The sequence below is a fragment of the Cognatundibacterium jejuense genome (assembly GCF_014284255.1).
GTDB lineage: Bacteria > Pseudomonadota > Gammaproteobacteria > Burkholderiales > Burkholderiaceae_D > Undibacterium > Undibacterium jejuense.
This window is the reverse complement of the sequence record NZ_JACOFV010000013.1, coordinates 13925-38044: the sequence shown is the minus strand read 5'-3', so window position 1 is coordinate 38044 and position 24120 is coordinate 13925. Positions and strand designations below refer to the sequence as shown.

General features: G+C 47.4%; 19 protein-coding genes and 1 other RNA gene. 7 read left to right on the top strand and 13 right to left on the bottom strand.

Features of this window, described 5'->3' with window-relative positions; genetic code table 11:
* Positions 1–400 precede the first annotated feature (400 nt).
* The 4 genes from dnaG to H8K32_RS14000 form a co-directional block, all read right to left on the bottom strand.
* Positions 401–2194, bottom strand: coding sequence for a DNA primase (gene dnaG, locus H8K32_RS14015; RefSeq protein WP_186913165.1), 1794 nt, complete (start codon positions 2192–2194; stop codon positions 401–403).
* A gap of 42 nt (positions 2195–2236) precedes the next feature.
* Complete coding sequence (locus H8K32_RS14010) at positions 2237–2683, bottom strand: GatB/YqeY domain-containing protein (protein ID WP_186913164.1); 447 nt, start codon at positions 2681–2683, stop codon at positions 2237–2239.
* Positions 2684–2819: 136 nt separating this feature from the next.
* Positions 2820–3032 (bottom strand): 30S ribosomal protein S21, encoded by a 213-nt coding sequence (gene rpsU, locus H8K32_RS14005; RefSeq protein WP_005877634.1) that lies wholly within the window; start codon positions 3030–3032, stop codon positions 2820–2822.
* A gap of 278 nt (positions 3033–3310) precedes the next feature.
* Positions 3311–4510, bottom strand: coding sequence for a BaiN/RdsA family NAD(P)/FAD-dependent oxidoreductase (locus H8K32_RS14000; RefSeq protein ID WP_186913163.1), 1200 nt, complete (start codon positions 4508–4510; stop codon positions 3311–3313).
* A gap of 425 nt (positions 4511–4935) precedes the next feature.
* Between H8K32_RS14000 and H8K32_RS13995 the strand changes: the two genes are divergently transcribed.
* Entirely contained in the window at positions 4936–7248 is a 2313-nt protein-coding gene (locus tag H8K32_RS13995; protein ID WP_246447364.1) for a TonB-dependent receptor, read from the top strand.
* A gap of 120 nt (positions 7249–7368) precedes the next feature.
* On the opposite strand, the gene ybiB is transcribed toward H8K32_RS13995, so the two are convergent.
* The 5 genes from ybiB to H8K32_RS13970 form a co-directional block, all read right to left on the bottom strand.
* Positions 7369–8325: a DNA-binding protein YbiB gene (gene ybiB / locus H8K32_RS13990; RefSeq protein WP_246447363.1), complete on the bottom strand. Its 957-nt coding sequence runs from the start codon at positions 8323–8325 to the stop codon at positions 7369–7371.
* Between the two features lie 32 nt (positions 8326–8357).
* On the bottom strand, positions 8358–8813 hold the full coding sequence (locus tag H8K32_RS13985) for an EVE domain-containing protein (RefSeq protein ID WP_186913161.1): 456 nt from the start codon (positions 8811–8813) through the stop codon (positions 8358–8360).
* Between the two features lie 144 nt (positions 8814–8957).
* Positions 8958–9138, bottom strand: a non-coding RNA gene (gene ssrS / locus H8K32_RS13980) — 6S RNA.
* 66 nt (positions 9139–9204) lie between these two features.
* A complete protein-coding gene (locus H8K32_RS13975) occupies positions 9205–9516 on the bottom strand; it encodes a cell division protein ZapA (RefSeq protein WP_186913264.1) in 312 nt (103 codons plus the stop codon).
* Between the two features lie 11 nt (positions 9517–9527).
* Complete coding sequence (locus tag H8K32_RS13970) at positions 9528–9752, bottom strand: DUF904 domain-containing protein (RefSeq protein ID WP_343068008.1); 225 nt, start codon at positions 9750–9752, stop codon at positions 9528–9530.
* A gap of 446 nt (positions 9753–10198) precedes the next feature.
* Here H8K32_RS13970 and trxA point away from each other — a divergent pair, with 446 nt between their 5' ends.
* Positions 10199–10525: a thioredoxin TrxA gene (trxA, locus tag H8K32_RS13965; RefSeq protein WP_186913160.1), complete on the top strand. Its 327-nt coding sequence runs from the start codon at positions 10199–10201 to the stop codon at positions 10523–10525.
* A gap of 217 nt (positions 10526–10742) precedes the next feature.
* Positions 10743–12005 (top strand): transcription termination factor Rho, encoded by a 1263-nt coding sequence (gene rho / locus H8K32_RS13960; RefSeq protein WP_186913159.1) that lies wholly within the window; start codon positions 10743–10745, stop codon positions 12003–12005.
* A gap of 149 nt (positions 12006–12154) precedes the next feature.
* Here the strand turns inward: rho and H8K32_RS13955 are convergent, their stop codons facing one another.
* From H8K32_RS13955 to H8K32_RS13945, 3 genes are all read right to left on the bottom strand, one after another.
* The gene (locus H8K32_RS13955) at positions 12155–13597 is read right to left on the bottom strand and encodes an efflux transporter outer membrane subunit (protein ID WP_186913158.1); all 1443 of its coding nucleotides are present in this window, start codon (positions 13595–13597) and stop codon (positions 12155–12157) included.
* A 2-nt stretch (positions 13598–13599) separates the two neighbouring features.
* Positions 13600–16770: an efflux RND transporter permease subunit gene (locus H8K32_RS13950; RefSeq protein WP_186913157.1), complete on the bottom strand. Its 3171-nt coding sequence runs from the start codon at positions 16768–16770 to the stop codon at positions 13600–13602.
* 67 nt (positions 16771–16837) lie between these two features.
* Complete coding sequence (locus H8K32_RS13945) at positions 16838–18172, bottom strand: efflux RND transporter periplasmic adaptor subunit (protein WP_186913156.1); 1335 nt, start codon at positions 18170–18172, stop codon at positions 16838–16840.
* A 655-nt stretch (positions 18173–18827) separates the two neighbouring features.
* Between H8K32_RS13945 and H8K32_RS13940 the strand changes: the two genes are divergently transcribed.
* Complete coding sequence (locus H8K32_RS13940; RefSeq protein ID WP_186913155.1) at positions 18828–19478, top strand: TetR family transcriptional regulator; 651 nt, start codon at positions 18828–18830, stop codon at positions 19476–19478.
* Here H8K32_RS13940 and H8K32_RS13935 read toward each other — a convergent pair.
* Positions 19456–20085 (bottom strand): trimeric intracellular cation channel family protein, encoded by a 630-nt coding sequence (locus H8K32_RS13935; protein WP_246447362.1) that lies wholly within the window; start codon positions 20083–20085, stop codon positions 19456–19458. The genes H8K32_RS13940 and H8K32_RS13935 overlap by 23 nt on opposite strands.
* 311 nt (positions 20086–20396) lie before the next feature.
* On the opposite strand from H8K32_RS13935, the gene H8K32_RS13930 reads away from it, so the two are divergent.
* The 3 genes from H8K32_RS13930 to H8K32_RS13920 all read left to right on the top strand — a co-directional run bounded on the left by H8K32_RS13930 (position 20397) and on the right by H8K32_RS13920 (position 24117).
* On the top strand, positions 20397–20663 hold the full coding sequence (locus H8K32_RS13930; RefSeq protein WP_186913154.1) for a type B 50S ribosomal protein L31: 267 nt from the start codon (positions 20397–20399) through the stop codon (positions 20661–20663).
* 359 nt (positions 20664–21022) lie between these two features.
* Positions 21023–22744: an ArnT family glycosyltransferase gene (locus H8K32_RS13925; RefSeq protein ID WP_186913153.1), complete on the top strand. Its 1722-nt coding sequence runs from the start codon at positions 21023–21025 to the stop codon at positions 22742–22744.
* On the top strand, positions 22741–24117 hold the full coding sequence (locus H8K32_RS13920) for an MATE family efflux transporter (RefSeq protein ID WP_186913152.1): 1377 nt from the start codon (positions 22741–22743) through the stop codon (positions 24115–24117). The genes H8K32_RS13925 and H8K32_RS13920 overlap by 4 nt, the downstream gene beginning before the upstream one ends.
* Positions 24118–24120 lie beyond the last annotated feature (3 nt).

Genomic DNA, 24120 nt, shown 5'->3' with positions numbered 1-24120 from the left:
CCTCGCCGACAGAAGGACTCATCTGCATGCAGTGCAAATCCATATTTGTTTCAGACTTCCCGAGACTCAGCGCCAGTGTTTTGGGTTACTCGGAGGAGCATTTCGCTCACCTAAACAACACATTTCGCCGCAATCAGACAATTTTGCACGAAATGAAACAACCTAAGACCTTGAATCATAAGCCTTTAATTATAGCATGCTGTCAAGCGATTCTCTAGCCCAAAGCTAGACAAACGACAACTAAACTGATAAAAAAATAGGCAATTTTTATTCAGATAGCTCTTGAAAATTTCACATTCCGCCACCAACTCAGGCGCGACTTGCAAGACAAAAACTTACTTAAATGAAAATTTTCTGCTTAGTTAGATTCATCTTGCAACAGTTACTTTCAAGCGAAAAACTAACGAGTGCCAGCCTCTGTGACTGCCTGTTGACGCAAGAGTTCCTGCAATTGCATGATTTCACGCCAACGCGCCTTGTCCTCATCAGTACGCAATCCGGACGCAACCAATCGTTCCGCTTCACTTTTTAGCGCCTGCGAACGGATTTGCCGGATTGCGCCAGTTAATTCCAATTTAACCAGATCAGGATCGGTATCCGTTTGCTCAGCGACTTCAGCGATCAAACCGTCATAATCCTGACTAACTGCTTTGAGCTGCTCAGCGAGTGCCGCGAATTGCGCACCTTCACCCATGCTTTGCGCGATTGTGACTAACTGCATCAACATCGCAGCACCATCTGGCGCCAGCACGGCAGCCTCAGCCAATAAAGACTGATCAAGCATCGCTGAAAGAGCTGGATACGCAACCAAAATACGCATAATCTGACGCTCCAGCCCGACTGGCGCACTACGCTTAGAACGCGGTGGTGCCAATTTGACGCGCGCAACCGGCTGCGCCAGCTCAAACAAAGCTTCAATCTCTGCTGGTGTGGTTTGCGTCAGTTGTGCGAGATTTCTGACGATTTGTAAACGTAAGCCAGAAGGCTGCATGCCTTGCAACAGAGGTTTTGCATCGAATTGGGTTCGCGCCCTGCCCTCGGCCGAATTCAGATCATTATCGCCTACCATCTCACGCATAAAAAATTGCGATAAAGGCATGGCATCATGCACCTGCTGCTCAAAAGCATCCGCACCAAACTCACGGATAAAACTATCTGGATCATGCTCAGCAGGTAAAAAGAGGAACTTAATAAACTTATCGTCATTCGCGTGTGGCAAACAAGCATCCAGCGCACGACGCGCAGCGCGACGGCCAGCGCTATCGCCATCAAAACTAAAAATAACGTGATCGGTCTGACGCAATAATTTTTGCACGTGGGTAGGTGTACATGCCGTGCCAAGCGTCGCGACTGCTTGCGGAAATCCCATCTGCGCCAGCGCCACGACATCCATATAACCCTCGGTCACCAGGACATAACCCGCTTCACGTATCGATTGACGCGCTTCAAACAGGCCATACAACTCATAGCCTTTTTGAAACAAAGGGGTTTCCGGCGAGTTCAGATATTTGGGCTCACCCTGCTCCATAATCCGCCCACCAAAGCCAATAATTTGACCTTTAGTGTTACGAATAGGGAACATGACACGATCACGGAAGCGATCGTAACGTTTGCGACCGCCGCCTTCTTCTTCACTTTTATCAATCACCAGCCCCGCTTCGACCAGCTCTGGTGCCTGATAATCAGCATAAACCGAGCGCAAGCCATCCCAGGCATCTGGTGCGAATCCCAAACCAAAACGTGCGGCGATTTCGCCGGTCAAACCACGTTTTTTAAGGTAAGCGATCGCTTGCGGGGCTGTGCGTAACTGTTGCTTGTAGTAGTCCCCTGCTTTAGTCATAACCTCTGATAAGGCCAGACTTTTAGCCGTCACTTCAGCGCGTTGCGCTGGCAGCATACGATCTTCTTCGGGAACAATCATACCGTTACTCTGCGCCAGATCGCGTATTGCATCGACATAACTCAGCCCGGAATATTCCATTAAAAAACCGATGGAACTGCCATGCGCACCGCAACCAAAGCAATGATAAAACTGCTTGGTCGGGCTGACGGTAAAACTGGGGGATTTTTCATTATGGAAGGGGCACAAACCCATGTAGTTTGCGCCACCTTTTTTGAGCTGGACGTACTTACCCACCACGTCGACAATATCAACGCGGGCGAGTAAGTCCTGGATAAAACTTTGCGGTATCAACGCTGGCTACCAGCCTTGCGGCTTATGCAATTGAGCGAGAAATTAACGGGTCAGCGCAGCTTTGACCAAGCCAGATACTTTACCCATATCAGCGCGGCCAGCCAGTTTGACTTTGAGCACGTCGATGACTTTACGCATATCTTGCGGACCAGCGGCGCCAGTTTCAGCAACTGCGGCAGCAACTGCAGCTTGCACTTCTTCATCAGACAATGCAGCAGGCATATAAGTGGACAACACCGCCAATTCGGCTTTTTCGATATCAGCCAAATCCTGACGGCCACCCGCTTCAAATTGCTGAATAGAATCTTTGCGCTGCTTGATCATTTTTTCGATGATTACCAGGATCATGCCATCATCCAACTCAACGCGCTCATCGACTTCTTTTTGCTTCATCGCAGCAGTCAATAAACGGATCGTGCCCAATTTGCCTGCTTCTTTCGCACGCATTGCGGCTTTCATGTCGTCGGTGATTTGGTCTTTTAAGCTCATATACTTACCTTTTTAACCTGGGAAACTGAATCAGATAAAAACAACAAAGCCCGCTGCGGCTGACCGGAGCGGGCATGCAAAACCTAAGTAGCACTATTCAACATCGCACCTGGCTTAGCCAGATACAACATCAGAATTAATACATTTTCTTAGGCAATTGCTGACTACGAATGCGTTTGTAGTGACGCTTAACGGCTGCTGCCAGCTTACGTTTGCGTTCTGCAGTTGGCTTCTCGTAGAACTCGCGAGCGCGCAATTCGGTCAACAGACCGGTCTTTTCGATAGTGCGCTTGAAGCGGCGCATGGCGACTTCGAACGGCTCGTTTTCTTTAAGGCGAATTGTGGTCATGTAAGTTCAAACCATTGAAAGATTATAGGAAGACAGAGATAGTAACAGGATTTTTGATTTATGGGAAGGAATCTGATTAAATCTTACGCAAAAACTTTAATCTGCCTTGCCAATAAACTTAGAAAGTCAACACTTCTTGCCAGTATTTTTAAATTAAGGTTGGGAGTATCAAGCAAAATGCTTGAATTGTCCAGATATAATCTAGACTTAAAAATATACCCCCTACCAGTATAATAGCGAATTGCCACTTAATTTTAGTTAAACAATTTTCGGCGATTTTACAACGCCGCTCCTGCAGCACTACCCGATGCCCATGCCCACTGGAAGTTAAATCCCCCCAGCCAGCCAGTCACATCAACTGCCTCGCCAATAAAATATAAACCTGGCACTTTAGTCGCCATCATGCTTTGCTGCGACAGCGCCCGCGTATCAATTCCGCCGCGAGTCACTTCAGCCTTGCGATAACCTTCGGATCCATCTGGCACCAATTCCCATCGATTCAACTTCTCGCCCAAGGCACGCAGCCGTTTGTCCTGCATATCCGGAATTTTTAAATCACCATCAAAGCCATGCGCCGCCAGCAAGCCATCGACCAGTCTTGCCGGTAAGTATTGCGCTAAATAGTTAGCCAGATTTTTCTTGGTCATAGTTTTAGCTTGAATTAAATCTTCTGCAACGTCTAATTCTGGCAACAAATTAATTCTGATTGGTGTGCCGGGCTGCCAATAGCTGGAAATCTGTAGCACGCCGGGGCCCGACAGGCCTTTATGTGTAAAGAGCAAATCTTCACGGAAAACAATTTTTGATTTTTTCTCACCCGTTTCTATATCTACTTCTAGTGAGATGCCAGAAAGAGGTACAAATGGCTCCCAGGATTTTGCGTCAAACGTCAAAGGTACCAACGCTGGGCGCGGCTCTATCACTTTAATACCAAACTGACGCGCAATCTTGTGCGCAAAATCAGTCGCACCGATTTTTGGAATAGATAAGCCACCAGTGGCGATCACGACGTTTTCTGCAGAAATTTCCCCAGACGACGTTTTGAGCACGTAGCCACCCCCCTCAGCTGGTGACACATCATCAACAGCACAAGGCATGCGCCATTGAACCTTGCCCGCATCACATTCGGCTTTCAACATGCGAATGATATCTTCCGCACTGTCATCACAAAACAACTGCCCCTTGTGCTTTTCATGCCAGGCGATGCCATGACGTTTCATCAGCGACAAAAAATCTTGTGGGGTGTAACGCGATAACGCGCTTTTACAGAAATGAGGATTCTCTGATAAAAAATTTGCCGTGCCAGCATGCAAATTCGTGAAGTTGCAGCGACCACCGCCAGAAATTCGAATCTTCTCAGCCAATCGGCTGGCATGATCAATTAATACCACGCGCTTGCCACGCTGCCCAGCGACGGCGGCACACATCATTCCGGCGGCGCCAGCACCGATCACGGCAACATCAAATTGCTTATTCATTACGGTATTGCCTTCATCAAAATCAGGGCAAGATTGTAGCGGATAAGCCTGCGACATATTTGCGATTGCATCAAAATACATATAATTTAGAGGAAAGCCTAAATCACGCACCACCCATTTTCATCTATACTGCCGCCCTTAGTTAAATCTGCACCAAAAACAAGCATGAAATTCTTATATGTATAGAACGATAACGCTGTTTGAAAAACACAACATTTCGTGCATTTTCGTTAGCAAATTGAATTCAATATAGAAGAAATTATTGACTTGTTTTCCGCAAAAAGAGATAACTAATCAACGATTACGCAAACGTTTGCGCAATCCGATTTTAAAAAGCAAAATTTTTTATTCTCCCCCTGGATTAAATTTTTTTTGCACTAAAAAGATCCTCTATTTGGACAAACCTCACCTTTGGGATTAATTTCATGCGCAACTATTCTTCAAAGCAGCTATTTAAGGGCGCGACACGCACCCTGATCGCTGTGGCAGTAAGCACTGCATTTCCTATGCATGCGGCATTAGCACAAGAAGCGAAGCCAGAAGCTTCGGGCAACGATGGTACGAAGTTGGAAACGGTCATCGTTACCGCTAACCGCCGCGCTGAAAACATCAAAGAAGTACCGATGTCTATTTCAGCAATTAAAGGCGATGCACTCGACACCTACGGTGCCAACGGTCAAGATATTCGCTTCTTGTCTTCACGCGTACCTAGCTTGAATATCGAATCCGACTTCGGTCGCTCTTTCCCACGTTTCTACATCCGTGGCCTGGGTAATACCGATTTCGACTTAAATGCATCTCAGCCAGTTGGCTTGATCTACGATGACATCGTCCAAGAAAGCCCGATCCTCAAAGGTTTCCCGGTATTTGACGTTGATCAGGTTGAAGTATTGCGCGGCCCACAAGGTACATTGTTTGGCCGTAACTCCCCGGCAGGCGTCATCAAATTTGACTCTGCCAAACCAACCCGTACATTCGAAGGCTACGGCAGCGTTGGTTACGGTAACTATGGCGCGATCAATCTGGAAGGTGCAGTTAACGTCCCTCTGAATCAAGATTGGGCAATGCGCATCTCCGGTCAGGGTCAAAGCCGTAATGACCGCGTGACCAATCCTTTGAGCACGGGTACTAAGACATTTGAAGGCTACCACGACAATGCAGCACGCGTGCAGTTCCTGTACAAAAACAGCGGCTTTAGCGCTCTGTTCAATTTGCATGGTCGTGACATGGCAGGCAACGCAACATTGTTCCGCGCCAACATTATTCAAAAAGGCACCAATGATATCGTGCCAGGTTTTGACTACGGTTCATACCCAACAGACGGTTTAAATAAACAAACGCTGACATCATCTGGCGCTAATGCACATTTGCGCTGGGATCTGGACGGTCTGACTGTACATTCAATCACCGGCTACGACAAAGCAAAATTCTATAGCCGTGCGGACGTTGATGGTGGCTACGGCTGTAACTCTCCATGGTGCCCTCCAAACACGCCTACAGGACCAGGCAATCTCTTTAACTCTGAGACAGCAGATGGCCTACCTTATCTGCGTCAAATCACTCAAGAAGTACGTGTCGAGTCCAACACTAAAGATCCACTGCAATGGATTGCTGGTCTGTACTACTTCAATGAAAAAATCCAGGTGGATAGCTTTGACTACGATTCCTTGCATGGCAATGTACAAGATGGCTATGCGGTTCAACACCAGAATGCAAAGTCCTATGCTGCATTCGGCTCCGTTAACTATGCAGTGAACGATCAGTTTAAAGTTCGCGCTGGTATGCGTTACACCAAAGACAGCAAAGACTTTGATGCACAACGTACTTGGCAGCCAGGGAATAATGATGCTCCTTCAGCCGTTATTTCCGCAAATCCTAGTGCTAGCAACGTGACATGGGATTTAAGTGGAAGCTACGCTTTGGATAAATCAACTAACTTGTTTGCCCGAGTCGCCACCGGCTATCGCGCACCAAGTATCCAGGGACGTCTGTTGTTTGCGCCAGGCACGAACGCCCAGCTCAATCAAAATTCGATTTCTGTCGCGAACTCTGAAAAGAATTTATCCTTCGAAGCTGGTATCAAAAAAGATTTTCTGGACAACACAGCTCGATTGAGTGCGACTGTGTTCCAATACACAGCGAAAGACTTGCAACTGACCGCTGGTAGTGGTGGCGTGAATCAAAATAGACTGGTAAATGCAGATAAAGCTACCGGTCAAGGTTTTGAAATTGATGGACAAGCTAATCTGAACCGCAACTGGAAAGCCACTTTGGGCGTCAGTTACAACGACACAAAAATTAAAGATCCTAACCTGTTTGTCGCAACTTGCGGTAATGGTGGCACACTCTGTACAGTCACCAACCCTGTAGGACCGTTCCCAGGCACGGCTGCAATCAACGGCAACCCACTCCCACGCGCACCTAAATGGGTAGGTAACTTCACATTGAAATACACAACACAAGTTGGCGAAGGCACTTTGTACGCTGTGACAGACTGGGCATACAAAGACAGCTACAACATGTTCTTGTATGAAGCAGCTGAATACAAAGCGAAATCTTTGTTAGAAGGCGGTTTGCGTGTTGGCTATCAATGGGCTGACGGTAAATATGAATTGGCTGCTTACGGTCGCAACATCACCAACAAGCAACAAGTCATTGCAGCGATTGACTTCGACAATCTGACAGGCATCTTGAACGAACCACGCAGCTACGGCGTTCAATTCAAAGCAAACTTCTAATTTGGTTTAGATTTGCTTAAATAGAAGTAGCAATAAATCAAAACGCGCCAGATGATGAGTCTGGCGCGTTTTTTATTGGCTTCAATGCTAATCTCGTCGATACGGCACTCCCGTCGGACATCAGCGCAACTTTATTTGTCGCGCGACGTCAATACAAAATCCAACTTGCCGCTCTATGTTTTCAGGAACGGCGATGCGTCCCGCAAGCACGGCAGAAATCCAGTTCGCAGTCGCTTGAGCGTCAATGCTATCCGGCGCTTCGGGGGTGCCTCCCGCCAAACCATCCTGCTTATCCAAAAGCGTTCTTCCCACCCCATTACTAAACCAATCTATGCGTTGCGCACGTCCTGTACTAGCGACCGTTTCACCTTCCGTGCCGCGCATCAAAAATACATCGCCTTCATGCGGATTCTGATGAGTAGAAAAATAGTCCTGTAACATCTGTAAATACTCAGGATGCGTGTAAGAATTCAAACGCAACGCAGGCGAATCGAATGGTTGCAATAATTTAACCAGAGTGTGAGTCGAATTTCTGACCCCCAGAATTCGTCGCAAATTTAGCAAGCCCGACATCGATGGTGATAAAGTTTCAATGGCAACAAATGCTGGCTGCTGCGCAGCCATTTGGACACTGACTTGTTCTACGGTTTCACATTTCTGAATGCATAATTCAGAAAAAATTTCTGCTGTAGTTACCCGTCCGGCATCCTTCGTTACACCGTGCACCAGCACTGGCACTCCCCGACGCGCAAGAAGCAAAGCCAGTAAAGGCGTGAGATTTGCTTTTTTACGAGCGCCGTTATAACTCGGGATAATCACTGGCGCATAAGCGGTATCAACAGGCGCAGTCAGCGGCATGATAAAGCTCTTAGCTGCATCCAGAAAACCGGCAATTTCATCTATCGATTCGCCCTTGATTCGCATGGACAATAATATCGCCCCAAGCTCCAGGTCAGAAACTCGTCCAGCCAACATCGCCTCATACAAAGCTTGGGCATCGTCCCGCCCCATACTGCGGGCGCCGTCTTTACCCCTGCCAATTTCTTTGATCAGATGTGCCGCAGGAAATGATGCCATGCCCTTTTCAAGGGTGTGTTTGTCTTTATTCATTATTTCATCAACAGCATCATTACTGCGTTCCATTCTGCCGTTGTCACTGGCGTAATCGATAAACGGCTACCTTTTTGCAATACCTGCATGGTTTCCAATTCTGAATGAGTACGCATCTCAGTCAGGCTTAGTAGCGGTGTCTTGCGGATCGCCTTGATATCGACCATCATCCAGCGTGGCGTTTCCTGGGTGGCTTTAGGATCAAAATAATGGCTCTTAGAATCATACTGGGTATGATCCGGATAAGCAGTGGACACTACTTCAGCAATGCCCGCAATGCCCGGTTCTGCACAACTAGAATGGTAAAACAATACCCCATCACCCACTCGCATGACGTCACGCATAAAATTTCGTGTCTGGTAATTTCTGACGCCGAACCAAGGTACCGCTGGCATTGCCAGCGCATCGTCGATACTCATTTCAGCAGGTTCAGACTTCATCAACCAATATGCCATAGCAATTCACTCAAAGAAAAAAGAGAAAAGATAAAAAAGAAATTGTCGCATACTTGGACGCTGGGTATCTGAAAGCAAACGCAGATAGAAAAAATCAAATTCTCAAAATAAAAAACGGCTGTCGATAACGACAGCCGTTCAGAATAAGTCCCCACCGATGCCGCTATGCCGGCATCCTGAACCTAAGCGGTTCAAGTTGGCCACGGTCAGTTCAATTTCGGGTTCATCGGACTAGCGACGCTCACACCCATCGAACAATGTTCCACAGCCTATGCACATAAATGGTTCAAGGAATATATGACATTGGCGAACACGGCAGGGAATTGAAGTTTACTCCCAAACTGAGTTTTCATGTCGTTGTTTTTGATTAAATTATGCAATGACCCTGCAATTAAAATAGTTTTTCTTGTGGAGTGAGCGCCTGATCCATCACTTCATGCATCTGACTCATTTTCTGTTTAACCTCAGACATGGACATGCCAGATAACGGGCCTTCGGGTGATTTGGTGGCTAAGAGCTCCGTTGTCATACCCAGGGCAGCCATCACTGCAATACGGTCAGTTCCCTTGACCTTAGAGGAATCACGTAAAGCCGACATTTTGGCATCCAGATAAGCGGCCGCTTCGCGCAGCGCCCGGTCTTCACCATCTTTGCAAGACAGCTTATAACTTTGTCCCATGATAGAAACATCTACTTGTATCACTTTTTTTTCAGTCATGCTGCTTCCTCATCATCATTTACTGCTTCTGCTGGCAATTGCGCTAACAAGGCCGAAACCCGGTTATGCGCTTGCTGCATACGTTGTTGCATATCGTGATTCTGCGAAGTCAACAACGCTACTTCGTTGCGCAAGCCAGCATTTTCAGTACGCAAGGCATAGGTAAGCTCAGCGAGCTTAGCAACTTTTTCAGCGAGTAATTCAAAATCGGAAATCATCATAGTTGGAGGTTATCAAGTGCAACAAATCTGGATTCTTATTATACGAGTAAATTTTCTGGCAACGCGCGTCCGGAACGAATGAAGTATGGAAAAATTTCAAAACACCTCATTTAAACGATAAAAAACCGATTAATTTGATAGAAATTCTGTTCAAGGCCAAAATAGACTATACAAAAACCGACATTTTTGTATGCAAACAATTATTTTATGTGACGAATCACATAAAATATTCTTAAGCATCACACTTTTTTTAAAAATAGGTTATTATTTGCTGCATAGCTAACCACGCTAGACTCTTCGTTGGCATCTCTCGGTACCAGTATTAATTACCATTGAAATTACGCCAATCGCCTCCAGATTCAACACTGAATGCGGCGAGTTCCGATTTCTGACCGATATTCTGTGGCGCTGTTACCCCTTAATTTTTCCCTCTCGATGAGGATTCCATGAGCGAAAACATCAAATATGTAAGCGATGCTTCTTTTGAAGCTGACGTATTAAAATCCGACAAACCGGTTCTGGTCGACTTCTGGGCTGAATGGTGTGGTCCATGCAAAATGATCGCCCCTATTCTGGAAGAAGTTGCTAAAGAATATGATGGTAAGGTCGTTGTTGCAAAAATGGACGTCGATGCCAACCAGGCAGTACCTGCTCAGTTTGGTATCCGAGGCATTCCTACTTTAATTTTGTTTAAAAATGGTGCTGTTGCAGCACAAAAAGTAGGCGCCTTGGCAAAAGGTCAATTGACATCTTTCATTGACGCTAATATTTAAGGTATCATACGTACTGCTCAAGGTTTGAGTTCAATCATCGTTTCATAAGATTGAGATGAAAATTTCTGGAGCAGTACGGTCACCGTATAGTATAAAACGTAAATTTAGAGCTTGTTTTAATGGTCATTTGACCGCAAAATACAAATAACTATTCTGTTTATTCTGTAGTTCCTCCGTTCACTCCCCCACCCCATACTCCCATCCCGGGACACTCACCATGCATCTATCTGAATTAAAAGCCCTACACGTATCCGCATTGCTGGACATGGCTGTAGGACTCGATATCGACAACGCGGCACGTATGCGCAAACAAGAATTGATGTTCGCGATTCTTAAAAAACGTGCAAAATCCGGCGAACAAATTTTTGGCGATGGCGCTCTTGAAGTGTTGCCTGACGGCTTCGGTTTCTTGCGCTCACCAGACGCCAGCTACATGGCTTCGACTGACGATATTTATATTTCTCCTTCACAAATCCGCCGTTTCAATTTGCACACTGGCGATTCGATCGAAGGTGAAGTACGTACACCAAAAGATGGCGAGCGTTATTTCGCTCTGGTGAAGGTGGACAAGGTCAACGGAGAATCACCAGAAGCGTCTAAACACCGCATTCTGTTTGAAAACTTAACGCCGCTGCACCCAAACAAAGTATTGACACTCGAACGCGAAATGCGCGGCGAGGAAAATACCACAGGCCGTATTATCGACATGATCGCGCCAATTGGTCGTGGCCAACGTGGCTTGCTAGTGGCTTCACCAAAATCCGGTAAATCCGTGATGTTGCAACACGTTGCTCACGCAATTACGACCAATCACCCAGATGTAACCTTGATCGTTTTGCTGATCGATGAACGTCCGGAAGAAGTGACCGAAATGCAGCGTTCAGTACGCGGCGAAGTCGTTGCTTCAACCTTTGATGAACCCGCAACTCGTCACGTACAAGTGGCTGAAATGGTTCTCGAAAAAGCCAAACGTCTGGTCGAAATGAAAAAAGACGTAGTCATTTTGCTCGACTCGATTACCCGTCTGGCACGTGCTTACAATACCGTGATCCCAGCTTCCGGCAAAGTATTGACCGGTGGTGTGGATGCTAACGCATTGCAACGTCCAAAACGTTTCTTTGGTGCTGCCCGTAACGTCGAAGAAGGCGGCTCCCTGACCATCATCGCTACAGCATTGATCGAAACCGGTAGTCGTATGGATGACGTGATCTACGAAGAATTCAAAGGTACAGGCAATATGGAAGTTCATCTGGAACGCCGCCTTGCTGAAAAACGCGTCTACCCAGCGATCAACCTAAATAAATCCGGTACCCGTCGTGAAGAGTTATTGATCAAACCAGATCAGTTACAAAAAATCTGGATTTTGCGTAAGTTGCTGTACTCGATGGACGAGATCGAAGCGATGGAATTCATCCAGGACAAAATGAAGGCAACCAAAAACAATGCAGAATTCTTTGAGATGATGCGTCGTGGTGGTTAATCGGTCTGAAAAATGTAGTTTGATTTGAATTGAATTAATTTGATTTGATTTGATTTGAATTGGATTAAATTTTTGATACAAATTGTCCTTCAAAAAAAAGCCGATACGCATGTATCGGCTTTTTTGCTTTTACGTTACTACCTCAACTTCTATTTCGCTGCGACTTCCTGCTTCGCATCCCAACCGCCACCTACCGCTTTATACAAACTGACCACAGCACTCAGATGCGCACGCTGGGTATCAATCACCGTCACTTGCGCTTGCCACAGATCTCTTTGCGCGTTCAAGACTTCGAGGTAACTGCTATAGCCGTTTTTATAGCGTAATTCGGCTAAGCGTAGCGAGTCTTTCAAGGCTGATACGCGATGCTGACCGGACGTATAAATCTGCTCATTGGCGGTGGCGTTATTCAAGGCGTCATGTACATCCCTGAAGGCACCCTGGACTGTTTGCACATACTGCGCCAGCGCTTGTGTTTTGCGTGCTTCTGCACCAGACACGAGCGCGCCAATTGCACCAGCACGGAATACCGGCTGGGTTAAATTCGCACCAATATTCCACAACATCGATGCCGGATTAATCAAGTCCTTGAGACTTTGCGACTCGTAACCAACACCACTACTAAGTTTGAGCGTAGGAAAATATTGCGCTTTTGCCTGACCAATATCTGCATTCGCCGCCATCAAAGATTGTTCAGCGGCGACAATATCAGGACGACGCTCTAACAAATTGGAAGGTAAATCAGCAGGTACACTCAATTGTTGGTACAGACCATCAATATCACTACCGCGTGCAATCACCGGTTTGGCAATTGCAGAAGGTGAACGTCCTACCAGTACAGCCAGTGCGGATTCGGTATTTGCCACTGATTGCTTCGCTTGTGCAAGACTGATTTCTGCCGCTGCTTCTTCAGAATCAGCTATATGTAAATCCAGTTCACCGATGGTGCCAGACGCATATAATTTTTTCTGCAAACGAAGTTTTTCCTGACGCGTTTTGAGCGTCACATCTGCCAATGCTAATTGGGCATCGCTGGCACGTAAGCTAAAGTAAGTTTGCGCCAGAGTGCTATATAAACTCGTCAAAACAACACCTTGATTGGCTTCCTGCGCCAGCAAACGCGCACGTGCAGCTTCGTCAGCACGTGCTAACTTACCCCACAAATCAAGTTCATACGAAGCACTGAGACCTAGCTTATAGTCACGGCTAATTGGTTCTGCCCCGGGTGGTAGTGAACCCGCATGTTGGCTCGTACGCAGTTTGGTCGGCGTGATATTTGCATCCACGGTCGGATAGCGATTGGAATTGGCACCGACTGCCAGGGCACGCGCTTCTTCAACGCGACCAGCAGCAAGTAGCAGATCCTGATTATTGGCATGCGCTTCATCCAACAACGCATTGAGGACAGGATCATTGAACCCTTTCCACCACGCCATATAGTCCATAGTAGCAGACTTGCCCGGCGCTGCAGCGACGCTCAAACTTGTCGGCACATCCAATGCTGGGCGCTGATAATCAGGCCCTACCGAAGCGCAGCCAGCCAGCGCCAGACTGGCGGCCATCGTTGTTAATATAAATTTTGCTTTCAACATCATTATTCCTTAGTCACTGCGACAGATGCATCCATTTTTGCTGCGTGAGGTGCGGTCGTTACAGGATGAGCGAAATCAGCCTCGGTCGTTTTCAAACGTTTGTCGTTAATTAATTTAAAGAACAAAGGTACAAAGAAGATCGCCAGGAAGGTAGCCGCCAACATACCACCCAATACACCAGTCCCCAGCGATTGACGCGCAGCCGCACCAGCACCATGAGAAAACGCCAGTGGTACGACACCCAAAATAAATGCCAATGAGGTCATCAAAATCGGACGGAAACGCAAGCGTGCTGCCTCGACCGCCGCCGCCACTGGTGCATAACCTTCATGCACTTTCATGACCGCAAATTCCACAATCAGAATCGCATTCTTGGCTGATAAACCGAGCAAAGTCACGAGGCCGATCTGGAAATACACGTCGTTATTAAAGTGACGCAAATACACCGCCATCAATGCTCCAAAGATACCAAACGGCATTGCCAACAATACTGAAAACGGCAATGACCATTTTTCATATTGCGCTGCAAGGATCAGGAAAATCATCAACACACCAGCACCCAGTGCGATCCCGGCTGCATTACTGCTACGTTTTTCCTGAAATGATGCACCACCCCAGTCGTACACGACGTCGGCAGGCAACACGTTCTTTGCTGCGCGTTCCATCGCCGCGATGGCCTGACCTGAGCTGTAACCTGGTTTCGCATCGCCCAGCAATTTAATCGCAGGCAAAGCATTAAAGCGTTGCACTGAATCAGGTCCGGTAATGAACTTGATCGTCGTGAAAGCGCGTACCGGTATCATTTGCCCCGTCGAAGAGCGAACATACATGCTGCCGATATCATCAGGTTTGGCACGATACTGACCTTCTGCTTGCAACTGCACGGTGTAAATACGCCCATTTTTATTGAAATCGTTCACATAGTAGCTACCCAACGTAGCCGCCAATGTGTTGTAGACATCAGAAAGGGCAACGCCCATAGAACGCGCTTTTTCATTATCCACATCCACATATAACTGCGGAGAACGTGCTTGCCACAAGGTTTTCACGCCAGCCAGTTCTGGCTGCTTATTGGCTTCGGCTAATAACAACGGCAATAAAGTGGCTAAGCGTTTGACACCGCCTTCACCCGCATTTTGCAAATAGAACTCGAAGCCACCAGTTTGTCCTAACCCCTGAATCGCAGGTGGGCTGAAGAACAATGGCAGGCCTTCTTTGATATGACCGGTTTTCATATAACTTTCACCGACCATTTGCTGCGCGGATTGGTTACGTTCATCCCATGGCTTTAATGGGAAGAACATGGTCGCGGCGGATGATTTCAAACCGCCACCACCCAGAAAATCCAAACCAACCAAAGAGAAGGTGGTGTCGATATTTTTATTGGTTTGCATGACGGTCTCAACTTGCTTGACCATCGCATTCGTACGATCCAGAGATGCACCATCCGGCATAATCGCCGCACCAATAAAGTAGCCCTGATCTTCATCTGGCACTAAGCCACCTGGCACGTGTTTCCACAATACACCAGTCAAAGCAACCATACCCAAGACCAAAGCAACACCTAAGGTAGCGCGTTTCAGGAAGAAACTAACACCATCGGTATAGCGCTTAGTCAAACGTAAAAACGCCGCATTAAACCAGGTAAAAAAGCGATTATGATTTTCCGCACCTGGTTTCAACAAGATTGCGCACAAAGCGGGCGTCAAAGTCAATGCAACCAGACCAGACAACACAACAGCGATAGAAATCGTGACCGAGAATTGGCGATATAACTCGCCTGCCAAACCACCAAGGAAAGCAATCGGACCAAACGCCGCCACCAGCACCAGCACAATCGCAATGACTGGTCCAGTCACTTCATGCATCGCTTCAATCGCAGCATCTTTCGGCGTCATGCCCTCTTCATTCATCAGACGTTCGACGTTTTCCAAGACCACGATCGCATCATCCACCACGATACCAATCGCTAACACCATACCGAATAAAGTCAGCGTGTTTATGCTGTAACCAAGCAAGTGCAAACCTGCCATCGTTCCAATCAATGAGACCGGAACGGCGAGCGTTGGAATGATCGTTGCACGCCAGCTTTGCAAAAACAGGTACACAACAATAAACACCAAGACCATCGCTTCTGCCAGTGTTTTTAAAACTTCTGCAATCGACTCAGTAACAAACGGCGTGGTGTCATACGGTGTCGAATAAGTCATGCCTTCAGGGAATTTCGCCTTCAGATCTTGCAAGGTTTTTTCAACTGCTTTGCGTGTCTCTAAGGCATTCGCACCGGTTTGCAAAAACACACCAATGTTGGCAGAAGGATGACCATTCACGCGACCATACAAGTTGTAATCTTTAGAACCTAATTCGACCCGCGCCACATCTTTAATGCGTATCGTTGCACCGCTCTTATCGGATTTGACGATGATATTCGCGAATTCTTCTGGTTCCAATAAACGACCTTTGGCCGTCACGGTCATCGTCAGTTCTTCGGTATTGTTTGGTGGGGCACCAACTTTACCAGCAGCGTATTGCGCATTTTGTTCAGAAATGGCGTTTGAAATATCGCTCACCGTCACGCCCAATTGCGCCATGCGATCCGGACGCATCCAGATCCGCATTGCATAATCTTTGGCACCAAAAATCTGAATATTGGTTGTACCAGGAACGCGCTTCAGTGCATCTAACACATTCTGCGTGGCATAGTTAGACAAGTACAAAGCATCGTAGCGATTGTCTGGCGAATACAAGGCTGCAACGACCAAGAAGTTTGACGAACTCTTAGAGACCGTTACGCCCTGACGACGCACTTCTTGCGGTAATTTAGCATCCGCCTGACGCACACGGTTATTGACGTTCACCGCAGCGATATCAAGATTGGTACCGACTTCAAACGTCACATCAATGGAGACGCGACCATCAGCAGATGAGACCGAGTTCATGTACAACATGTGTTCGACGCCGTTGATTTGCTCTTCAATCGGCGCCGCCACGGTACGTTCCACGACCTCAGCTGAAGCACCTGGATAGAAGGCGGTAACGTTCACCACCGGTGGCGAAATCTCGGGGTAGCGAGAAATCGGCAGGACACGCAGAGCGGCCAAGCCTGCCAGCACAATAATCAACGACAACACTGTCGCAAAAATTGGCCGGTTAATAAAAAATTTTGAAAACATGAATTATTCCTGTTTGCCTTTGCTGACGATGCAGCACTAAATTCAGTAAAGGAAGCTGATCGGGTTCTTAGTCTGCCGATTTAGTAGCGACAGATTTAGTAGCGGCTGGTTTGGACGCTGCTGCGGTGTTCGCTTTTGAGGCGATGCTGTCTGCGCCCGTTGCCGCAGCCACTTTCGCGCTCACAGCAATTGGCGTCACGGTCATGCCTGGTTCATGCGCTTTGATGATGCCATCGACCAAAACACGTTCACCGTTTTTCAAGCCTTTAGTCACCACCCATTCGCCATGCGACCAGCCATCTAACTCCACTGGTTTAGGTACCAGTTTGTTGTCAGACGATACGGCAAACACCATCTTGCCCATAGGACCATCGATCACCGCGCGTTGTGGTACAGCCAGAGCAGAACTACGTTTTGCCCCCGCCAGAATCACACGCACAAATTGACCTGGGCGCAAGTTACCGTCTGGGTTCGCGACCTGCGCACGCGCATCAAAACCGCCTGTTGCCGGATTAACTTTTTCGCTCACAAAATTCATCTTGCCGGAAGTTGGGAACATGCTGCCATCGGCCAATTTGAGTTGCACGTCAAAAGCCAGACTGCCATTACTTGCACGTTTGCCTGGTAATGCGACTTTGCCGCTACCCACTTCTTTAGCGACTTTCAGGTAATCTGCTTCCGGAATGCTGAAATTGATGTACACAGGATCGGTTTGAACAATCGTCGTCAATAAACTGTCGGCCGCTGTCACCAGACTACCGTTAGATTTATTTGCAATGCCCGTCACGCCAGCGATAGGTGCAACAACTTTGGTATAACCAAGATTGAGTTTAGCTTCATTGACTTGCGCCAGCACTTGCTTGTAACTGGCTTCGGCCGTTTCTAAATTAGATTTCGCATCATCGAATTCTTTTTGGCTAATCGCTTTTTCAGCAGCTAGTGGCGACAAGCGTGCATATTCACGTTTCGCCTGATTCAGTTTCGCTTCGCTCACACCCGCTGCGGCTTCTGCCGATGCCAGTTGTGTTTTGTATGTGCCTGGGTCGATTTGGAACAAGACGTCCCCTGCTTTTACGCGTGAGCCTTCTTCGTAAATACGATTTTCCAAAATACCAGCGACACGCGCTCGCACTTCCGTCTCACGTGAGCCTGCAGTTTGACCAACATATTCAAAATCCAAAGCCAGATCGCGGTTTTCTACCGTCACGACATTGACTTCTGGTGGAGGCATAGCGCCGGGTGCTGCATGTGCGGTTTCTTCCTTGCCGCAGGCAGCGAGAGTTAATAAGGGCAAACTCAAGGCAATAGCCCTAAACGCCGGGTGTTGGTAAATCTGCTTAACTTGACGTGATAGATGATGAGACAGAGAAGCGGAGGATGATGGTGAGTCTGAAAAACGCATAAAGAATTCTTTCTGCTTAATTGAAGGACAGGACGACATTATATACATACAATCATGTTTGTATATAATGTCGCCTAACAACCCTACGAAGCAACAGGGTTCACATTAGAAAATCGAAGAGAAAAGATGAAATCTTTCCCGGAAATGGCTGGAAGTTGCCGGAAATTGGCGAGAAAACGAGATTCTCGTACCAATTCTTGCTGCAACAAAAGAAAGGACGTTGATGCTATTTGATAATAAAAAGTTCAATTTAAATTCAAATTTGATATTTTTACTTTCATTTTGACATTTCTTTTGAAGATGTTTTACGCGAAATAAGGCGTTTTTGTGTTGTCCATCAATGAAATTACCTACAATTATTCGAAAATACATGTAAGGATTGCGGTTTCTATCGGTGGCTTTTAACATGCAAGCCTGAAACAAGGTCTACAGCACCGACTTTCTGGTGAGAATCTGATAAGTATCTGAGAGATGCAAGGCCTGCAACAGCACTAGCCGTAAAATGATCAAAGGCGAGTAACAATACCTGCCAATGCTCAGTAAGTAGCCACTAGCATTAACAGAAGTCGTAAAGCACGCAGCAAAACCAGTAACAAAACAAGCAGTAATAGCGAGCCCAGGCAAACAAATTGATGAGGCTAGCCAAGGAATTGATATGGTCAGAAAGACAAAAGAAGAAGCGCAAGAAACCTATGCCGCCCTGTTGGATGCGGCGGAACAAGTGTTCTCGCAAAAAGGCGTGACCAACACGACACTCAACGATGTCGCTATCGCGGCGGGTATGACTCGTGGCGCGATCTACTGGCACTTCAAAGATAAAAATGCCTTGGTACAAGCGATGTGCGACCGAGCGTTTCTACCTATGGAAGCCTTGTTGAATGAGATTATTGAAACGCCAGACAAAGACCCTATCAGCGCCTTAAAGCAACTTGATATTCATTTTTTGCAGTTGGTCTCTGGTGACAAACGCCAACGTAAAGTATTCGACATTATTTTCCATCGTTGCGAAAAAAATCCGGATCTGCCTTTTTTTGAAAACGAAAAACGTCAACGCGCTGAGTGCATGGCCAAAGTTGAAGCGATTATCAAAAGTGCGGTGACGCAAGGTAAACTGCATCCTGACACGGACACCTGGATCGCCATGCAAGCCAACCATGCGTTTCTGGTTGGCATCGTGCATGAATGGCTGGAAGACACCTCGGCGTACTGCATGATTGCGCATGCAGAGAGCATGATCGATATGTTTTTGGCGGGATTATTGAGCTGCCCACCGCTCAAAAAGCCTATGCCGGTAGCTTCCAATTAAATTTGACCGCCAGCATACGCATCGCAAAGGTGGTCGACGTACCAGCCAGCAAAGCGACTGCCTCAGACGCATCCGTCCAATTGAGTAACAGATATACCCAGCATCCGGCAAAGGCACAGGTGGCGTACAACTGACTACGGCGAAACACCAGTGGTATTTCATTGCAAATCACGTCTCGTAACACACCACCGAAGATTCCGGTAATAACCCCCATCATGGCACACACAAACAGCGGCATATCCGCTTCTTGCGCCAGCGATGTTCCGGTCACACTGAACAGGCCCAATCCCAGTGCATCAGCCCACTCCAGCGCACTTTCGGTTAAAGCGTGACGCAAATAACGCAACAAGGGAATAGCAAGTAATGACAAAACAAAAATAAGTATCGGATATTCTTGATTTTCCACCCAAAACAAGGGCCGGCGATCCAACAACAGGTCGCGTAAGGTACCGCCACCAAACGCCGTGATAAACGCAACCGTAAAACAGCCAACCGCATCCATACGTTTGCGACGTGCTTCAATAAAGCCTGAACCAGCGAACGCGAGCACCCCCAGCACTTCTGCGGTGTGCAACATTGCATTCATGCCAACATAACTACTTGCCATACTTACCCTAATGTAAATTACTCATTTTTAACCCGCAATTTTACCTTCAAGTCCCACCGTGAAACGCTCAAAGCCGCTCAAGGAGATGCAAAAATTAAGATTTCTTTGCAATAAGCTTAAGTTCCACACCGATTTGAGTCACCGCCAGCTATCCAAAATTTAAAAAATCATTGTATAATCATGGGCTTGGCATTTTGTTTGTTGCAAAATCCCAATTTATTCAACTCTGGCAAGTGATACGCAATCGGATCAAGAAGCAGTGCGATCGACGAAGTGCATATTGGCTACCTACTTTATATACTGAGGCAAGCATGAAAGACGGCATCCACCCAAATTATCGCGAAGTGTTGTTCCACGACGTTTCTAACGATTTCAAATTCATCACACGCTCTACCATCTCCACAAAAGATAAAGCAGAATTTGAAGGCAAAGAATACCCACTGGTAAAGATCGAGGTTTCTGCAGAATCCCATCCTTTCTACACTGGCAAACATAAAATCGTTGACACCGCTGGTCGTGTTGACAAGTTCCGCAAAAAGTTCGGTACCGTTGGTTCCAAAACTTCTGTTGCAAACTAATCAGTACAACGGTTTTTATAAAAAAGGCAGCTCAGGCTGCCTTTTTTGCTAAGCATGTCCTTACAATATTTAAATAGATGTTTAAGTACGCGTTTTAAAAAATATTTAAAATGCAGGGCTGACGCAAAATTGTTCTGAATTGCAACGTTTCCAGCTTTGCTGGCGATGCGATACTGAATGCCAGCCAAACAGAGCGCAAGCACTGGAAGTGAGCAAGCAAGGCCTCAGATCAGAACCATTTTGCATCAGTCTTACAATATTTTTTGTTTTGCCGCGGCTTGTGCGCGAGCAAAATATGGATGCACTTGCAGATTACATGCACGCATTCACCACCGACACGGTAACCAAAAGAATTACATATGAAGCCAGTCCGACTTCCTGCCGCCGCCACTATCGCCCTTCCACGCTGGGGCATTTTTGCCCTTTGCTTGTTGTACATTCTGCCAGGCCTGATCGGTCGCGACCCGTGGAAAGGTGATGATGCCACCAGTTTTGGTGTGATGTGGACGATGGCGCACGGCACGATCTCTGACTGGTTATGGCCACACATTGTCGGTCTGCCCATGCCAGATAAAGGCCCGCTAACCTACTGGCTGGGTGCGATCTGCATCAAGTTATTTGGCGGCATCGTTGGCGAACCAATGGCAGCGCGTTTGTCGACCGGGATTTTTTTCATTATCGGATCGGTCTCTGTCTGGTACGCCACATATTTGCTGGGCCGACGCTCGGAGGCTCAGCCGTTGAAGCTGGCATTCGGCGGTCAACCAGAACCTCAGGATTTTGGCCGCACGCTCGCCGATGGTGCTCTCTTAATCTATCTTGGCTGCCTGGGTTTATTAGTGCGTAGCCATGAAACGAGTGTAGAAACTTTACAGATTTCTTTAATCGCTTTCTGCCTTTACCTCTGCGTACGTTTACTCGACGGCCCAAAACGCCGCCTGGTCATTCAGTTAGGTATTTGCCTGGGTTTACTTACGCTAACCCGAGGTTGGGTAACGCCACTGAGCTTAATCATAGGTCTGGGTATTTTGTGTCTGTATCGCCAGCAAACCAGACAAATTAAATTCATTCTCGCAGCTCTGCCGGTAGCACTGATATTGCCAGCCTTATGGTTATTGGCGATTCGCTTAGTACACCCGTATGACAGCACTCCTTTTCCAGCTTGGATGTCCTGGAACTATCATCAGATCAATTGGCCAAGTGTAGAGAGTGTCAGCTACTTTTTCAAATACAGTATATGGTTCGCGTGGCCCGCATGGCCATTTGCAGGTTGGGCGATTTACGCATGGCGCCGACAAGAAAAGGCATTGCATATTTCCCTGCCAACGATGTTCTTCATTTGCTTTGTGGTGCTCAGCTTCCTGAACCCCTCTTCTGAAGAAAGTTTGCTGCTACCTATTTTGCCACCGCTCGCCATCCTGGCTGCATTTGGTTTGCCAACCATGAAACGCAGCGCGATCAACGCCGTCGACTGGTTTGCAGTGTTAGTCTTAACTGGCACCGCAGGCTTTATCTGGTTGGGTTGGATCGCGGAACAAACCGGCTGGCCAAACAAGTTGAGTGCAAAAATCGTACATCTGGCGCCAGGCTTTCAACCTAGCTTCAACCCATTCGTCTTTGCGATTGCACTGACAGCGACGATTGCCTGGTTTTTACTTGTTTACTGGCGAATATCACGCCGTCCTTCAGTATTATGGCGCGCCGTAGTACTCTCCAGTGGTGGTGTGATTTTGTGTTGGCTGTTGTTGCTCAGCTTATGGCTACCGTGGATCAATCAACGCATTTCTTATGCCACTGTCGCAAAAGAAGTTGCCCAGCAATTGCCCGCCAAAGACTATTGCGTTGAGGCTTATATCGGTCCGTCACAACGGAGCTCATTGGCGTATTTTGGCAATGTTCATTTTGCAGGATTCTCTGATCAGAATTGCGAATTTTTAATGCTGCAACACAATCGCAAACAATCAGAAGAACCGCAGTTACCATCACAGTATCAACTCAAGCAATGGCAACGTATCTGGAGTGGGCACCGCGCTTACGATAAAGACGAATTACTGACCTTGTATCGCCGCAAAGAACAATGAAATCTGCTTCAGAGTCAGGCTTAACCGGCAACATCACTCGCATTGCCGCCATCGCCTGGCCCATGCTGATCGGTCAGTTAGCGGTCGTTGCCAATGGCGTCATTGATACCGCAATGACATCGCGCTTTTCAGCGACTGACCTCGCCGCATTGTCGATAGGCATCTCGATTTACATCAGTATCTTTGTCGGACTCAATGGCGTACTGCAAGCCATTTCTCCAACCGTAGGTCAACTGTTTGGGGCGCGTGATTACCCTCAAATTGGCGCAAAAATCAAACAAGGCATTTGGTTAGCACTTTTCTTATCCTGCGTGGGCTGCACCATACTGCTATTCCCGCAGCCCCTACTCAATATCGCCGAAGCATCTCCCGCCCTCTCAGAAAAATCCCGCCTCTATTTGCAAATTCTGGCACTCGCCTTACCGGCAACGCTGGGCTTCAGGATTTATAGCGCACTCAACAATGCCGTAGCCCGCCCCAAGATGGTGATGGCAATCCAACTTGCTTCGCTGGCCTTAAAAATCCCACTCAATACTTTATTTATCTTTGGTGGTTTAGGCATCCCCGCGATGGGTGGCCCCGGTTGTGCCATCGCGACGACCGTCATCGCGTGGCTTATGTTATTTGCAGGTTGGATTATTTTGCATCGCGTTGCGTACTATAAAATTTTTGAATTATTCGGCACTGGTTTTGTACGCCCACAATGGCAGACCTTAAAAGGCTTGCTGCACCTTGGCATCCCGATGGGGCTGAGCTATCTCATTGAAGTGACCGCCTACGCTTTCATGGCGTTGTTTATTGCACGCTTAGGCGAGGTCGCTGTGTCAGGCCATCAATTGACGGCCAACTTCGGCACGATTTTATACATGCTGCCGCTCTCTATCGCCAGCGCTACCAGCACCCTTGTGGCGCAAGCCATTGGCGCCAAAGATTTGCAACATGCAAAAAAAATGAGTCAGGCAGGCATTCGCTTAGCCACCGGGTGCGCTATCCCTATCGGCGTACTCATCTGGTTTACCCGCTCCTGGATATTGCATGCCTACACCAACAATGAAGCCATCATTGCCGCCGCCCTGCCCTTGTTTTTCTTCATCTCTTTTTATCAAATGTTTGACGCCATTCAGGTCGTCGCCGCTTTCATCCTGCGCGCCTATAAAATCGCTGTCATCCCGACCGTTTTATATGCAGTCGCCTTGTGGGGATGCGGCTTAGGCGGCGGCTACTTCATCGGTCTGGATCCATTGCACATCATGCCAGAACAAATCCGAGGCGCCGCAGGCTTCTGGCTCGCCAACAGTCTGAGCATCGCCCTGGTGGCACTATTTCTTTGGCTTTACTTACAGCGTGTTCAACACTATTTTCAAAAGCAATAGCAA

Excerpts from the sequence above, each read along its gene's own strand:
- H8K32_RS14010 (WP_186913164.1), bottom strand. The coding sequence starts at position 2,683 with ATGAGCTTAAAAGACCAAATCACCGACGACATGAAAGCCGCAATGCGT.
- rpsU (WP_005877634.1), bottom strand. The coding sequence starts at position 3,032 with ATGACCACAATTCGCCTTAAAGAAAACGAGCCGTTCGAAGTCGCCATG.
- H8K32_RS14000 (WP_186913163.1), bottom strand. The coding sequence starts at position 4,510 with ATGAATAAGCAATTTGATGTTGCCGTGATCGGTGCTGGCGCCGCCGGA.
- H8K32_RS13995 (WP_246447364.1), top strand. The coding sequence starts at position 4,936 with ATGCGCAACTATTCTTCAAAGCAGCTATTTAAGGGCGCGACACGCACC.
- ybiB (WP_246447363.1), bottom strand. The coding sequence starts at position 8,325 with ATGGCATCATTTCCTGCGGCACATCTGATCAAAGAAATTGGCAGGGGT.
- H8K32_RS13985 (WP_186913161.1), bottom strand. The coding sequence starts at position 8,813 with ATGGCATATTGGTTGATGAAGTCTGAACCTGCTGAAATGAGTATCGAC.
- H8K32_RS13970 (WP_343068008.1), bottom strand. The coding sequence starts at position 9,752 with ATGATGATTTCCGATTTTGAATTACTCGCTGAAAAAGTTGCTAAGCTC.
- trxA (WP_186913160.1), top strand. The coding sequence starts at position 10,199 with ATGAGCGAAAACATCAAATATGTAAGCGATGCTTCTTTTGAAGCTGAC.
- rho (WP_186913159.1), top strand. The coding sequence starts at position 10,743 with ATGCATCTATCTGAATTAAAAGCCCTACACGTATCCGCATTGCTGGAC.
- H8K32_RS13955 (WP_186913158.1), bottom strand. The coding sequence starts at position 13,597 with ATGTTGAAAGCAAAATTTATATTAACAACGATGGCCGCCAGTCTGGCG.
- H8K32_RS13950 (WP_186913157.1), bottom strand. The coding sequence starts at position 16,770 with ATGTTTTCAAAATTTTTTATTAACCGGCCAATTTTTGCGACAGTGTTG.
- H8K32_RS13945 (WP_186913156.1), bottom strand. The coding sequence starts at position 18,172 with ATGCGTTTTTCAGACTCACCATCATCCTCCGCTTCTCTGTCTCATCAT.
- H8K32_RS13940 (WP_186913155.1), top strand. The coding sequence starts at position 18,828 with ATGGTCAGAAAGACAAAAGAAGAAGCGCAAGAAACCTATGCCGCCCTG.
- H8K32_RS13935 (WP_246447362.1), bottom strand. The coding sequence starts at position 20,085 with ATGGCAAGTAGTTATGTTGGCATGAATGCAATGTTGCACACCGCAGAA.
- H8K32_RS13930 (WP_186913154.1), top strand. The coding sequence starts at position 20,397 with ATGAAAGACGGCATCCACCCAAATTATCGCGAAGTGTTGTTCCACGAC.
- H8K32_RS13925 (WP_186913153.1), top strand. The coding sequence starts at position 21,023 with ATGAAGCCAGTCCGACTTCCTGCCGCCGCCACTATCGCCCTTCCACGC.
- H8K32_RS13920 (WP_186913152.1), top strand. The coding sequence starts at position 22,741 with ATGAAATCTGCTTCAGAGTCAGGCTTAACCGGCAACATCACTCGCATT.